This window comes from Pseudomonas parafulva (assembly GCF_002021815.1).
Classification (GTDB): Bacteria; Pseudomonadota; Gammaproteobacteria; order Pseudomonadales; family Pseudomonadaceae; genus Aquipseudomonas; species Aquipseudomonas parafulva_B.
In genome coordinates this window covers 2,853,553-2,866,139 of the sequence record NZ_CP019952.1, presented here as the reverse complement: position 1 = coordinate 2,866,139, position 12,587 = coordinate 2,853,553, and the positions used below count along the sequence as shown (strand labels likewise).

General features: G+C 60.6%; 12 protein-coding genes. 7 read left to right on the top strand and 5 right to left on the bottom strand.

Annotation, left to right across the window (positions count from 1 at the left end; translation table 11 throughout):
• Positions 1 to 41: 41 nt before the first annotated feature.
• Together B2J77_RS12885 and B2J77_RS12880 are read right to left on the bottom strand one after the other, a co-directional pair.
• The gene (locus B2J77_RS12885) at positions 42 to 1,520 is read right to left on the bottom strand and encodes a methyl-accepting chemotaxis protein (protein WP_078478799.1); all 1,479 of its coding nucleotides are present in this window, start codon (positions 1,518 to 1,520) and stop codon (positions 42 to 44) included.
• Positions 1,521 to 1,626: 106 nt separating this feature from the next.
• Entirely contained in the window at positions 1,627 to 2,424 is a 798-nt protein-coding gene (locus tag B2J77_RS12880; RefSeq protein WP_078478798.1) for a TatD family hydrolase, read from the bottom strand.
• 152 nt (positions 2,425 to 2,576) lie between these two features.
• Here B2J77_RS12880 and B2J77_RS12875 point away from each other — a divergent pair, with 152 nt between their 5' ends.
• Both B2J77_RS12875 and B2J77_RS12870 read left to right on the top strand, forming a co-directional pair.
• Positions 2,577 to 3,989: a transglycosylase SLT domain-containing protein gene (locus B2J77_RS12875; protein WP_078478797.1), complete on the top strand. Its 1,413-nt coding sequence runs from the start codon at positions 2,577 to 2,579 to the stop codon at positions 3,987 to 3,989.
• Between the two features lie 207 nt (positions 3,990 to 4,196).
• Complete coding sequence (locus B2J77_RS12870; RefSeq protein WP_058637409.1) at positions 4,197 to 4,505, top strand: hypothetical protein; 309 nt, start codon at positions 4,197 to 4,199, stop codon at positions 4,503 to 4,505.
• Between the two features lie 32 nt (positions 4,506 to 4,537).
• On the opposite strand, the gene greB is transcribed toward B2J77_RS12870, so the two are convergent.
• The 3 genes from greB to B2J77_RS12855 form a co-directional block, all read right to left on the bottom strand.
• Positions 4,538 to 5,041 carry a transcription elongation factor GreB gene (gene greB, locus B2J77_RS12865; RefSeq protein ID WP_058603791.1) on the bottom strand — a complete coding sequence of 168 codons (504 nt, stop codon included), beginning with the start codon at positions 5,039 to 5,041 and terminating at the stop codon, positions 4,538 to 4,540.
• 215 nt (positions 5,042 to 5,256) lie between these two features.
• Entirely contained in the window at positions 5,257 to 6,591 is a 1,335-nt protein-coding gene (locus B2J77_RS12860; RefSeq protein ID WP_058637408.1) for an MFS transporter, read from the bottom strand.
• 44 nt (positions 6,592 to 6,635) lie between these two features.
• A complete protein-coding gene (locus B2J77_RS12855; RefSeq protein WP_078478796.1) occupies positions 6,636 to 7,556 on the bottom strand; it encodes an SMP-30/gluconolactonase/LRE family protein in 921 nt (306 codons plus the stop codon).
• A 203-nt stretch (positions 7,557 to 7,759) separates the two neighbouring features.
• Here B2J77_RS12855 and B2J77_RS12850 point away from each other — a divergent pair, with 203 nt between their 5' ends.
• The 5 genes from B2J77_RS12850 (at position 7,760) to B2J77_RS12830 (ending at position 12,462) form a co-directional block, all read left to right on the top strand.
• Positions 7,760 to 8,791, top strand: a complete 1,032-nt coding sequence (locus tag B2J77_RS12850) for an ABC transporter substrate-binding protein (RefSeq protein ID WP_078478795.1) — start codon at positions 7,760 to 7,762, stop codon at positions 8,789 to 8,791.
• Positions 8,791 to 9,606: an ABC transporter ATP-binding protein gene (locus B2J77_RS12845; RefSeq protein ID WP_058637405.1), complete on the top strand. Its 816-nt coding sequence runs from the start codon at positions 8,791 to 8,793 to the stop codon at positions 9,604 to 9,606. The genes B2J77_RS12850 and B2J77_RS12845 overlap by 1 nt, the downstream gene beginning before the upstream one ends.
• Positions 9,599 to 10,471 carry an ABC transporter permease gene (locus B2J77_RS12840; RefSeq protein WP_078478794.1) on the top strand — a complete coding sequence of 291 codons (873 nt, stop codon included), beginning with the start codon at positions 9,599 to 9,601 and terminating at the stop codon, positions 10,469 to 10,471. Before B2J77_RS12845 ends, B2J77_RS12840 begins: the two co-directional genes overlap by 8 nt.
• A gap of 83 nt (positions 10,472 to 10,554) precedes the next feature.
• Positions 10,555 to 11,577 (top strand): amidohydrolase family protein, encoded by a 1,023-nt coding sequence (locus B2J77_RS12835; RefSeq protein ID WP_078478793.1) that lies wholly within the window; start codon positions 10,555 to 10,557, stop codon positions 11,575 to 11,577.
• Between the two features lie 192 nt (positions 11,578 to 11,769).
• Positions 11,770 to 12,462, top strand: a complete 693-nt coding sequence (locus tag B2J77_RS12830) for an IclR family transcriptional regulator (protein WP_078478792.1) — start codon at positions 11,770 to 11,772, stop codon at positions 12,460 to 12,462.
• Positions 12,463 to 12,587 lie beyond the last annotated feature (125 nt).

The following is a 12,587-nucleotide window of genomic DNA, read 5'->3' as shown; positions in this document are numbered from 1 at the left end:
GTGCAGGCGCGCGCAGAGCCAATCGGCGCTGGCTATGAACCTTATAGCTTCAGTTGACCTATGGCCTTGTTAAGCGCGCCGGCCAGTGTCGCGAGTTCCGAACTGGTGGTGGCCGAACCTACGGTCTGCTGCACGGTTTGCTCGGTGACATCACGGATGCTGACCACGGCGCGGTTCATTTCCTCTGCCACCTGGCTCTGTTGTTCGGCAGCCACGGCGATCTGGGTGTTGCTTTCACGCATCTGCGCCACTGCGCCGGTGATCTCGGCCAATGCCGCACCTGCTTCCTGGGCCTGTTTTACACAATCGTCGGCTTTGTAGGAGCTTTCCTGCATGAACTCCACCGCATCCCGGGTGCCTGACTGCAGGGCAGACACCATGGTGGTGATCTCGTCGGTTGATGACTGAACGCGTTTGGCTAGGTTGCGCACCTCATCGGCCACCACGGCGAACCCGCGGCCCAGGTCACCGGCACGGGCCGCTTCTATGGCCGCGTTCAGTGCCAGCAGGTTGGTCTGCTCGGCAATGCTGTGAATGACGCTCACCACGCCATTGATCTTCTGGCTGTCTTCGGCCAGTTGACGGATCATTTCGGCGGTCTGCTGGACGCCGCTGGAAAGCCCGGCAATGGACGTCTGCACACGAGTGACCACGTCTTTTCCACTGCCGGCGAGCGTGTCGGCAGTCTGGGAGAGATCGCGAGTCGCCCCTGCATGCTGGGCGATATGGTAGACGGTGGCGGACATTTCATTGATGGCTGTCGCGGCTTGGTCGGTTTCGCTCTGCTGCCCCAGCATGCCGTGGCGCACGTCGTTCATGCTGGCCGCAAGACGCGCAGCACCTGAGTCGAGCTGTGCTGCAGTGGTGGCAACGGTGCTGACGATACGGTGGTAGGTACCCTGCATGGCATTGAAGGCGCCCGCCATCTGACCGACTTCGTCACCGCCGGCCAGGGGTACGCGAGCGGCCAGATCGCCGGTTTTTTCCACATGCAGCATCACGTCCTTGAGCGTGTTGAGCTGGCTGAGTAGAAAGCGGATCAGCAGTTGCGAAGCGGCGAGCATGGCCAGCATCAGAATCAGCACGCACACCGCATAATGCGAGAATCGATCGATGAAGACCTGGCGCAGGCTGGGTGACTGGGCAAGTACTGCGACGTAATGATCACCGCTTTGCAGCACATGAGCACCCTGTAATGGGTCTTGTCCCAACAGTTGGCTCGAGGGCAGTGCTACCCAGCCCTGTGCGCCGCGCAGGGCCTCCAGGGGCTCGCCGGCGAAGGAGGGCGTCTGCCCAGCACGCCAGGTGATGATGCTTGGCGAAAGAGGCAAAGGCTGGCTTTCGGGCCACGCCGCCAGGAGGCTTGCCTGGGCGGTGGCTTGGTGTACAGCCCCTTCAGCACGGGCGCGTTGCTCCAGGTGAACCGCGTACAGCACCAATAGCAACGTGGTCACGAAGGCTACGGCGTTGACCGCCCAGAACTTGTATTTCAGTGAAACATTGCTAAGCCAGGCACCCATGGGCAGGTCTTCTCTGAGTTGAGCGAAAACAATATTGGCAAGGTGCCATCATTGTGCCCAGAGCGACTCGGAGGGTGTTGATATGTATCAAGAGATATCAGGGTAGCTACGGTAATTTGAAGAATGCCTTGGCCGTGGCAGTGGTGTGCGCGGCGGTTTCTTGCAGGGTTTCCTTGCGGTGCAGCGCCACTTCTCGCAGCACTTCAGGCAGGTACGCCGGCTCGTTACGCCCGTTCTTGGGCTTAGGGCGCAGGCTGCGCGGCAGTAAATATGGCGCATCGCTCTCCAGCATCAAGCGGCCGGTTGGGATACTGCCCACCAGTCCATGCAGGTGCATCCCACGTCGTTCGTCACAGATCCAACCGGTGATGCCGATGTGCAGGTCCAGGTCTAGGTAGCTGAACAGGGCAGCACGTTCCCCGGTAAAGCAATGGACCACGGCTGCTTTCAACTGGTCGCGATACTCTTTCAGGATGGCCAGCAGGCGCTCGCTGGCGTCGCGCTCATGGAGAAACACCGGTAGCTGGCATTCCACGGCCAATGCCAGCTGGGCATGCAAGGCCTTTTCCTGAGCAGGGCGTGGAGAGAAGTCACGATTGAAGTCCAGGCCGCATTCGCCCACAGCGCGCACCCGCGGCTCGGCGAGCAGTTGGCGCATGTGCGCTTCGCTCTGGCTGTTCCAGCTGTTTGCATCGTGCGGGTGAACCCCGGCCGTCGCGAACAGGTGAGTTTGCGCGCTGTCCAGTTGCTGGCAAAGGTCAATTGCCTGTTCACTCACAGGCAGGCTAGTGCCTGTCAGAACCATTTGCGCGACACCCGCTTCCAAGGCGCGGTTGACCACTTCCGCTTGGCGGTCATGGAAACTACTGTTGGTCAGGTTGACGCCAATATCAATCAATTGCATGGTGCTACCTCGTGCCGCAGGGACGCCAGCATAGCAAAAGCCCGTGCCGAACTGGCTGTCCAAGAACTTCGAGTCCAGGGCATGGTCTTTTTGACCTCAAGCCTAAACGTGGCGAACGTCATTTGGCTACCCACTCACGACGGATACCTTGAATGCCACGCTACTGGCTCATGTTCATGCTGCTGTTAGGGCTGCCCCTGGCCAGCCAGGCGCAGACGCAGGTACGTCCCCCGGGCCCGCAGCACCACATCCCGCCGGCCAATGCCCGCGATCTCCAGCACATTCGCAGCAGCAAGGTCTTGCGCGTGCTGGTCAATCAAAGCCGCAACAGCTCCGGCGAAGTGAAGGGCGAGCCGGTGGGCGTCGAATACTACCGCCTGCGCGCGCTCGAGCACTTCCTCAATGCCCGGGCACAGGACAGCCAGCGCATCGAACTCAAACTGATCCCCCGCGCCAAGGAGCAACTCCTGGGCGCACTGGGGCGCGGGGAGGGCGATTTGGCCGCCCCAGGCGAACTGCTCGATCCTGCCACGGTGCGTAATGTCGTGGCGACTGCCCCAGTACGTGATCAGGTGGCGCTGGTGTTGGTCGGACGCAAGGGGGAGCGCACCTTCAGCCAGGCAGAACAGTTGTCAGGCCGCACCATCGCGCTGACCAGCGCAAGTGCCGCGGGCCCGGTGATCGAGCAACTGAACCAGCGCCTGGCCTTGCGCAAGCGCCCTGCGGTCAAGGTCGAGTGGGTGGATCCGACCCTGGCCATCGAGGATGTGCTGGAGATGGTCCAGGCCGGGATCTATCACTTGACCGTGGTCGAGCAGCCAATCGCCCGCCGCTGGTCAAAGGTCATGCCGAAGCTGCGTGTCAACCCACGCGTGCACTTGGGGGCCCCACAAGCCATGCGCTGGTACGTTGGGCGTAACTCGCCGCAGTTGCAGGCATCGGTCGACCGCTTCCTAAAAAACTATCGTGCCCCTGACAACGAGGATGCAGCGTTCGAGCGCATCTATCGGCGTCAGTACCGGGTACACAACCCGCTCGCCCGTCAGGACCGCCAGCGATTGGCCTCGGTCAGTGCCGTGTTGAAAAAGCATGGCCAAGCGCAGCAGATCGACTGGCTCAACCTTGCCGCCTTGGCATTCAAGGAGTCGACCCTCAACCCGGCCGCGCGCGGGGCAGGGGGCGCACACGGGTTGATGCAGATCACGCCGGCAGCTGCCCAGCGGGTCGGGGTCAGCAACATCAAGACGGTGGACGGCAATGTCCAGGCCAGCGCGCGTTACCTGGCCTTGATCCGGCGCAAGTTCTTCTCCAGCCCCCGCATCAATGAGCGTGAGCGCATGGCGTTCGTATTGGCCGCCTACAACCTGGGCCCCGAACGCGTGCAAGCCATGCGCGCCGAAGCGCGCAAGCGTGGGCTCAACGGTAACCAATGGTTCTTCCAGACCGAACGCATCGCCATGGAGCAGGTGGGCATGGGGCCGGTCAACTTCGTCAACAGCGTGAACAAGTACTTCCTGGCGTTCAATCGGGAACGGCGGGTGCTGGAGCCCAAGGGCAAGCACTGAGCAGGGCCGCACCGGAGCAGGCAATTGGCCAGAATCGGGCGCTTGCATGTTCGGTTCAATCGCTCTAGCATGACGCCTGCGCCGATTTAAACAGCTACTTGCGGGGCGCAGAGACGCCCCAGGGGTGTCCCGAAATACCGCTAAAGCGCTGGTTCGGTGACGCCTCCCACCGCTGCCCAGCGAGATTGGCGAGGCGGAGAATGCACCATGAGTTGCCCACGTACCAGCGTCTGTCTAAGCCCTCTGCCTGTCAGTCAGGCATCGCGTACCCCGCGCATCCTGCTTGGGGGGCCGCACCAGCCCACACTTTTGCGCCACCTCGAAGGTTTGTCCCGTCGAAGGGGCCAGGCCCGCGCATTCCTGATTCAGTTCGCCGAGACCGGCGAGCATTTCGCCCAGTATGCCGATGACCGGTTCGACCTTGCCGTAATTCAAGCACCCGCGCCCGAGGCCTCGGCCGAAGTGATCGGCCACCTGGTCCGTATCGCACGCCAAGGCCTGATCACGGCACGCTGAAAAGCCTGCCGTCCCGCGGCGGTGCAAAAGAATCAGGGTTTGACGAACCGGGGCGCGGTTTCGTGTGCGTCGTATTGAATGTCGGTGACGTCCCAGTAGGCTTCCCCCGTTGGCGTGCGCACCGTGATCTCGTCCCCGACGCATTTGCCTATGCAGGCCCGGGCCATCGGTGAATCGATGGAAATGAAGTCCTTGCGGTCGTAGATTTCATCCGCGCCGACGATTCGGAACCGCTTGCTTTCGTCCTCCTCGTTGGCGATGGTTACCCACGCCCCAAAGAACACTTTTCCTTCCTGCGCGGGCGAGTAGGGCACCACGCGCAGGTTCTCGATGCGCTTTCTAAGGTAGCGCACACGCCGGTCGATTTCCCTCAACCGTTTCTTGTTGTACTGGTAGTCCGCATTTTCACTTCGATCCCCCAGGGACGCTGCCCAGGTCACTTTGCGCGTGATCTCCGGTCGCTCATCGCGCCAAAGCCAGTCCAGTTCATCTTTAAGGGCTTGGTAGCCTGCTTCGGTGATGAGGTCAGTCGCCATGTGTGCCTTTTTCCGTATTCGAACCTGGCCGACAGGGTCGCTGCGCGCACGGGGAGGCGGCGCAGGGTAGCCGGGAGGCTACAGACGTTAACCGCCCAGCAGCGCCATGTACAAGCACTGGGTACTGTGGTTGGAAGAAGGGGCGATGGCTTGGGCCGGCAGAGCCTCCGTCCGCTTACTGCGGACGGGGGCGGTCAGGGCGCAGCTCCTGGGCATCAGGCCGTTTGGCCGTGGCCTTGTGGCGTCTGGCGCTTGGCAGGATCACCCAGCCACAGCATCAGGCAGGTACCGATCAAAAGAATCGATGCAACCGCGAAGAAAGGCAGCGTGAAGCTTTGCGTGGCATCTTTGATCAGGCCAATCAGGAATGGGCCGGTGAACCCGCCGAGATTGCCGATCGAGACGATCATGGCCAGGCCGCCAGCGGCCGCACGGCCGGTCAGAATGGTCGATGGGATGGCCCAGAAAGTCGCCTGGAAAGACAAAATCCCGGAGACAGCCATGCACAGGCAGGCGATCTTCATCACCGGCTGCTCGATCAACGCTGCGCCCACCAATGCCAAGGCCGCGAAAGCGAGCGCGCTGGCGACGTACGGAAGACGGTGCTCACTGCGGTTGGCCAGGCGTGCCCATAGGGTCATGGCCGCTGCACCCAGCAGGTAAGGCAGTGCTACCACGAAACCTACGGTCCCGCTGGAAATACCCAGGCTCTTGATGATTTGTGGAAGCCACAGGCCGATGCCAATGGAGCCCACGATGCAGCAGAAATTGATCGCAGCCAGCGTAAACACCTTCGGATTGGTCAGTGCAGCGCGCAGGGTCGTGCCGTGGGATGCACCTATCGCTTGTTGCTCCTGAGCCAGGCGCTGAGTGAGCCAGGCTTTCTCCCGGGGCTTGAGCCACTTGGCCTTGGCCGGGGTGTCGACCAACACGAACAGGCAGGCAATGCCCAGCAGCACTGCCGGCATTGACTCGGTCACCAGCAGCAGCTGCCAGTTCTTGAGCCCCCAGACACCGTGCTGCTCCATCAGCCAACCCGACAACGGTGAGCCGACAATGTTGGCCACAGGGATGCCCAGCAGGAACGCCGCCGTGGCCTTGGCCCGCCACTTGCCTGGGAACCAGTAGGTGAAATACAGGTAGACCCCAGGGGTGAAGCCTGCTTCGGCCAGCCCCAGAAGGAACCGTGCGATGCTGAAGCTGATGGGCCCGGTGGCGAATGCGGTGGCCATCGAGATCAGACCCCAGGTGATCATGATCCGTGCGATCCATACCCGCGCGCCAAAGCGCTGCATCAGTAGGTTGCTGGGGATTTCAAACATGAAATAGCCGAAGAAGAACAGGCCCGCCGCCCAACCGAACATCGTCGCTGTCAGGCCCAGGTCCTGATTCATGCTGATGGCGGCGAACCCCACGTTCGTGCGGTCGAGGTAGCTGATCACGTAGCAGATGAAGATGAATGGCACCAGGCGCCAGAGGATCCGGCGCATCAGGCGTTCACCCTCGGCGTCACTGAGCGGCGCTTGTGCGCTAGGGTTTTCGTAAGTCATGTCGTCACTCTTTTTGTAGTTGTGGTGTGCGCTGACAGGCGCGTTCAGCTGTGGGAGAACATCGGCAATCCTGGTGTGTGGGTACGGACCTGCAGGATGCTGCCGGTCTCGGATTCGGTGATGAACAGCGTCTGCCCATCGTCGCCACCAAATGCCAGGTTGGTGTTGCTGATACCTGCGCAGGAGACGATGCGTTGCAGGGGCTCGGCGACCCTGGACAGCTTCCACACCGAGCCGAACCCGGTATGGGCGATGTACAAATTGCTCTGGGCGTCCAGGGCCAGACCGTCCGGGCCCCCGAGCCCACCGTGGAGCTGCGCGAAGACGCCAACCTTGCCGATCATCGAACCGTTGCCCAGCGGGATGCGCCAGATTTGCTGAGCGCGGGTGACCGCTATCAACAGGTGGTTCAGACTGGGGTCATAAACGATGCCATTGGGGCTGGGAATGGTGTTGAGCAGGCAGCTCAAATTGCCTTGGGCATCGAGTTTGTAGACCCGTCCGGTAGGGTCCTGTAAGCCAGTCTGGCCTTGGTCGGTAAAGTACAGGTCGCCGTTGGGCGCAAACACGAGGTCGTTGACGCCCTTGAACCCTTCAGAACCGGCCGAATCGAGCAGCGGTTCGATGGTCCCGGAGTGCGGGTCGAGCACCATGAGCCCGCGCTTGTAGTCCGTGATGAAGATTCGTCCGTCCTGATGGATTTTCAGGCCATTGGGCCAGCCGTCGTACTGGCACACCAATTCCCACTCGCCTTGAGGTGAGATGCGGAAAATTCGGCCGTTGGGTATGTCCGTCACGTAAAGCCGACCTGATCGATCAAACGAAGGGCCTTCAAGGAACGAATCGATGGCCCGACCCTGGCGATTGGCGTTGGCCCAGGCGGTAGGCCGTGGGCTTCGGAAATGATCGGGCAGGCGCGTGAAAACGGTGGTCTCGACAGTCGGTGGGGCAGCGAAAAAGCTCATGCTCAGGCTCCTGGCCGCTGAGGGCACAAAAGGACAGGATCGTTGGGTTTTATGTTTTTAATGCAACGTCATTTCAAAATAAATCATGATTTGAAAAAATGCGAGAGGCTTGATCCGTGATTTTCACGCTTGACATGGTTGTACCGTTTATGAGTTTCTCTAAAGGAAATGGCGTTCCAAAATAAAAACAACTGGAGATTGCTATGCAGAAGCGCTCATTGCGTTTGAGTCGTCGCCTGACGCGGCCCTTGAAGGCCTTTTCATGGGTCTTGGCCCTAGGCGCGCTCGGCAGCCCCGCACTGGCCGAGCAAGACCGCGTAACCCTGGCGATCCAGTACGGCTACGCCTACTTGCCAGTCACCGTTGCTGACAAACTGGGCCTGTTCCGTCAGCAAGCCCAGGCCCATGGTCAGCCGCAAGCCTCTTTCGAGATCAAGCGCATCAGTGGTGCGCCAGCGATCAATGACGCGCTGATCAGTGGCAACGTCGATATCGGTGGTTATGGTTTGTCAGGCACGCTGATCGCCTGGGAAAAGACGCGTCGATCGTTGGATGTGCGAGCGTTGTGCGCACTGGTGGCAGGGGACAACGCGCTGTTCGTGAATGACCCTGCGATCAAGTCACTCGCCGATTTCAAAGCCGATGACAAGATCGCCGTCAGCTCTCCCAGTGGCCAGCAGGCATTGTTGCTGCAGATGGCTGCGCAGCGACAGTTTGGCCCTGATCAAATACACAAGCTCGATCACCTGATGGTGAGCTTGCCTCACCCCGATGCAATGTCCAGCCTGCTCAACAAGGCTGGGATCAAAGGCTATATCGGGCCCAATCCGTACAGCTATCAACTGGCCCAGGACCCTCGAGTAAGCAAGTTGTTCGACTTCTCGAGCGAGCTCGACAAGCGTATGACCAGCGGTGTCCTGACCAGCACAGGGCGCTTCGTCAAGAACAACCCCCAACTGAGTGCCGCGGTAGTAGCGGCGATCAACGAAGCCAATGCGTATATCCGCAAGGAACCACGCAAAGCCGCAGAGCTGTTCCTGGCCAGCGAGCCGTCCAGTCTGTCGCTCGATCAGGTCGAAGACATGCTGCGCCAGGTCAGCGGTGAGTGGTCCGTGCAGCCGAGCGGCGTCATGGCCTTGGCCGAGTTCATGGTGCGTTCGGGGGCCTTGAAAAAAGCCCCGGACAACTGGCAGTCGGTTTTCTTCGCACCGGTCGCTGATGGGGAGGGGAGCTGATGAGTCTGTTATCTCCCATCGCCGCCCCCTCACAGGCAAAGACCCGTGCGGTGCTTTGCGTGGATAACGTGACGTTGCAGTACAAGACCCGTGACCAATTGATCACCGCGACTCACCAGGTATCTTTTGACGTACAGCGCAATGACCGCTTTGTCCTGCTGGGGCCATCAGGCTGCGGCAAATCGAGTCTGCTCAAGAGCGTCGCAGGATTTATCGAACCCGTGGCAGGCCAGATCTGCCTGGATGGACAGGTAATCCGGGAGCCTGGCCCTGATCGCATGATGGTTTTCCAGGAGTTCGATCAGTTGATGCCATGGAAGACGGTAATGGCCAACATCATGTTCCCGATGCAGATGACAAGGCGATTTCCACGCACCGAAATTACCGAACGCGCGGCGCGTGCCGCCGCCAAGGTGGGGCTTGAAAAATTCAAGGATGCCTATCCGCACCAGTTGTCAGGCGGGATGAAGCAGCGGGTTGCCATCGCCCGAGCCCTGGCAATGGAGCCTGCGATGCTGTTGATGGATGAACCCTTCGCCGCGCTTGATGCGTTGACCCGACGCCGCATGCAGCAAGAGCTGCTGGAACTGTGGGAGCAAGCACCGTTCACCCTGATGTTCGTGACCCATTCGATCGACGAGGCCATTGTTCTGGGTACAAGAATCCTGGTCCTGACGCCACACCCGGGGCAGGTACGCGCAGAACTCGATGCCAGCGCATTCGGCTTCGCCGACCAGGGCAGCGAGCTGTTCGCTCAACTGCACCAGCGTATCAGCCATATGCTTTTCGGCCACACGGAGACAGCCCATGGATAAGCCTTCGATCCAGCCCCGAGCCGATGTGGAGTATGCACCGGTGCCACCGGGACAGGTAGGGGACGTCGCTCGGCAACTGGGTCTGGTAGAACGTGTTCTCGCTCATACCGGGATACGCCGGGCGTTGGTGCTGGTGATGTTGGCCCTGATATGGGAACTCTATGCCCGTTATCTGGACAACCCGCTGATGTTCCCAGCCTTCAGCGAGACCGTAGTGGCGATGGTTGGGGACCTGCTCAATGGTGTATTGCCCCAGGCCGTGTTCAGCTCACTCAAGGTACTTTTGATGAGCTATGCCGTGGCCATCGGTTTGGCAGCGATCCTGACCTCACTGGCCGTGTCGACCCGCTTGGGCACGGACGTACTGGCGACACTCACTGCGATGTTCAACCCGCTGCCAGCCATTGCGATCCTGCCCCTGGCCATGCTGTGGTTCGGTTTGGGCATACAGAGCCTCATGCTGGTGATTGTGCATTCGGTACTGTGGGCCGTCTCGCTCAATACCTATTCCGGTTTTCAATCTGTCAGCCAGACCCAACGCATGGCAGGGCGTAACTATGGCTTGCGCGGCTTGCGCCTGGTCACGCGTATTCTCATCCCCGCTGCTGTACCGTCCATTCTGGCGGGACTGAAAATCGGCTGGGCGTTTGCCTGGCGCACCCTGATCGCCGCCGAGCTGGTATTCGGGGTGTCCGGTAATTCCGGAGGCCTGGGCTGGTATGTCTTCCAGCACCGCAACGCGTTGGAAACGCCTAACGTCTTTGCCGGTTTGCTGATGGTCATCGTCATCGGATTGGTGGTCGAAGGACTGGTATTTCGCAGCATCGAACTTGTCACCGTGCGCCGCTGGGGCATGCAGGGCTAAGTGCTTCACCGCATCGATGCCCCTTCATGCCAGCCCCAGCGGATGGCATGGAGGGATATCGGTGCGGCGAACAGGAGATAAACATGCAAACACCCCACGCCCCCGTGCGGCCGCAGTGGCTTGCGCAGTGGCGCGAAGCCGCCCTGGAGCCTGAGCGCGTCATCATCGACGCTCACCACCACCTGTGGGACCGCCCCGGCCAGCGCTACCTTGCCGAAGACTACCTGGCCGACCTGGCGTGTGGTCATCGGGTGGTGGGTTCCATTTACGTGCAGTGCCGCTCGATGCTGGCTGTCGATCGTCCAGAGGCCTTCCAGCCGGTAGGTGAGGTGGAATACGTCAACGGTGTCGCTGCCTACAGTGCCAGCGGCCTGCTGCAGGACTTGCGGCTATGTGCGGCCATTGTGGCAGGCGCCAATCTGTCGCTTGGCGATGCGGTAGCGCCGGTGCTCGACGAGATGCTGGCCCGTGCTGGGACGCGCCTGCGCGGTATTCGCAACACCACTGCCTGGCATGCCGATCCGAGGCTGATTTCCAACCCCAAGCCGCCACCTCCCGGCGTGCTTCTGGAACCTGCGTTTCACCGAGGCGTTGCTCAGCTTCAACAGCGTGGGCTGGTACTGGATGTCTGGGCTTACCACACCCAGCTCGATGAAGTGCTTGAGGTCGCCCGAGCCTTTCCCGACCTGCTGATCGTCGTTGATCACCTCGGCGGGCCGCTGGGGGCTGGCCCATACGTCGGTCAACGCGATGCGGTGTTCATGCAGTGGTCGGCAGGTCTTTGCCGGTTGGCGCAATGTCCGAATGTGCGACTGAAGCTAGGGGGGTTGGGTATGAAAGTCGCGGGGTTCGACTACCACCTTGCCCTAAAACCGCCAAGCTCGGTCATCCTGGCGGAGCAATGGCGACCCTATCTGTTGCATGCCATAGATTGCTTCGGCGTGGAGCGTTGCATGTTCGAAAGCAACTTCCCGGTGGACAAGGGCATGTTCGGCTACGACGTGTTGTGGAACGCGTTCAAGCGTGTAGTGACAGACTTTACCGAACCTGAAAAGAATCGGCTGTTCAGCGGGACTGCCCGTGAGACCTATCAGCTCATGAGCTGAGCGGTTGATTCACCTGATTGCAGGCCAGCTCCCAACCAGATGGGCTCGTTCAGCCGGCGTTCCTTCGATGCAGAATTCGCAACATTGCAACCGACGTGGTCAGCTGTGATGGCGGTCGTCGGGGCATTGCCAGATAATGGACGCTTTCAATGCCGCCAATGACTTGCATCATTCACAGGTGAGGAACTTTCGATGGTAAATGTCCGGCCGCGTCCAGCGGTTAATGGAGTGGCTTCGGCCGACCGCGTGCTGACGGTGCTTTCTGCGTTTCAGGTGGGTGACACGGCGCTGACGCTTGTCGAGCTTGTCGAGCGCACCGGGCTGATCAAAAGTACCATCATGCGCCTGATGGTTTCGCTTGAGAATCACGGCTATGTCAACCGCATGGCCGACGGTCGCTATCAACTGGCCAGTGAAGTGATGCGACTTAACGCCGTGTACGAAGAGGGTATCGATCTGGAGCGGCACGTGATGCCCAGGCTGCACCTTCTGGCCGAGCGTACGGGTGAAACGGCGTCGTTCTACGTGCGCCACGGGGCCTACCGCATGTGTCAGTACCGGGTGAATTCCCCCCATCGTCTACGCATGCACGTTCAACCTGGCGATATGCGTCCGATGGACGATGCTGCCGGCGCCCAGGCATTGCGCACACCGTTTGCCAGCGGCATCACCATGCAGCAGCCGTTCTTCTCGATGGGGGCCACGGACCCGCATGCGGCTTCGGTAGCCTTTCCCGTCTACGGGGCAGGTGATGAATTGGTCGGTGCATTGGTGCTGTCAGGCCCTTCAAGCCGCTTGACGCCAGAGTGTGTCGAGGCGATCAACGACGTCTTTCTCGACGCAACCCGCGATCTGATGCGCAGCCTCGGTTGCAAGGCCGCCTAGTCTTCAATGCCTCTTCAGGTAGCCGTTTACCGCCGTTGAACAATGCGCGGTCTTGATTCGAAAGCCTGGTGATCTGCGAGGCTTCTCGACCCTTCAAGCGCCAGGCACGTCACGCTTGGCGACCT

Excerpts from the sequence above, each read along its gene's own strand:
- B2J77_RS12885 (WP_078478799.1), bottom strand. The coding sequence starts at position 1,520 with ATGGGTGCCTGGCTTAGCAATGTTTCACTGAAATACAAGTTCTGGGCG.
- B2J77_RS12880 (WP_078478798.1), bottom strand. The coding sequence starts at position 2,424 with ATGCAATTGATTGATATTGGCGTCAACCTGACCAACAGTAGTTTCCAT.
- B2J77_RS12875 (WP_078478797.1), top strand. The coding sequence starts at position 2,577 with ATGCCACGCTACTGGCTCATGTTCATGCTGCTGTTAGGGCTGCCCCTG.
- B2J77_RS12870 (WP_058637409.1), top strand. The coding sequence starts at position 4,197 with ATGAGTTGCCCACGTACCAGCGTCTGTCTAAGCCCTCTGCCTGTCAGT.
- greB (WP_058603791.1), bottom strand. The coding sequence starts at position 5,041 with ATGGCGACTGACCTCATCACCGAAGCAGGCTACCAAGCCCTTAAAGAT.
- B2J77_RS12860 (WP_058637408.1), bottom strand. The coding sequence starts at position 6,591 with ATGACTTACGAAAACCCTAGCGCACAAGCGCCGCTCAGTGACGCCGAG.
- B2J77_RS12855 (WP_078478796.1), bottom strand. The coding sequence starts at position 7,556 with ATGAGCTTTTTCGCTGCCCCACCGACTGTCGAGACCACCGTTTTCACG.
- B2J77_RS12850 (WP_078478795.1), top strand. The coding sequence starts at position 7,760 with ATGCAGAAGCGCTCATTGCGTTTGAGTCGTCGCCTGACGCGGCCCTTG.
- B2J77_RS12845 (WP_058637405.1), top strand. The coding sequence starts at position 8,791 with ATGAGTCTGTTATCTCCCATCGCCGCCCCCTCACAGGCAAAGACCCGT.
- B2J77_RS12840 (WP_078478794.1), top strand. The coding sequence starts at position 9,599 with ATGGATAAGCCTTCGATCCAGCCCCGAGCCGATGTGGAGTATGCACCG.
- B2J77_RS12835 (WP_078478793.1), top strand. The coding sequence starts at position 10,555 with ATGCAAACACCCCACGCCCCCGTGCGGCCGCAGTGGCTTGCGCAGTGG.
- B2J77_RS12830 (WP_078478792.1), top strand. The coding sequence starts at position 11,770 with ATGGTAAATGTCCGGCCGCGTCCAGCGGTTAATGGAGTGGCTTCGGCC.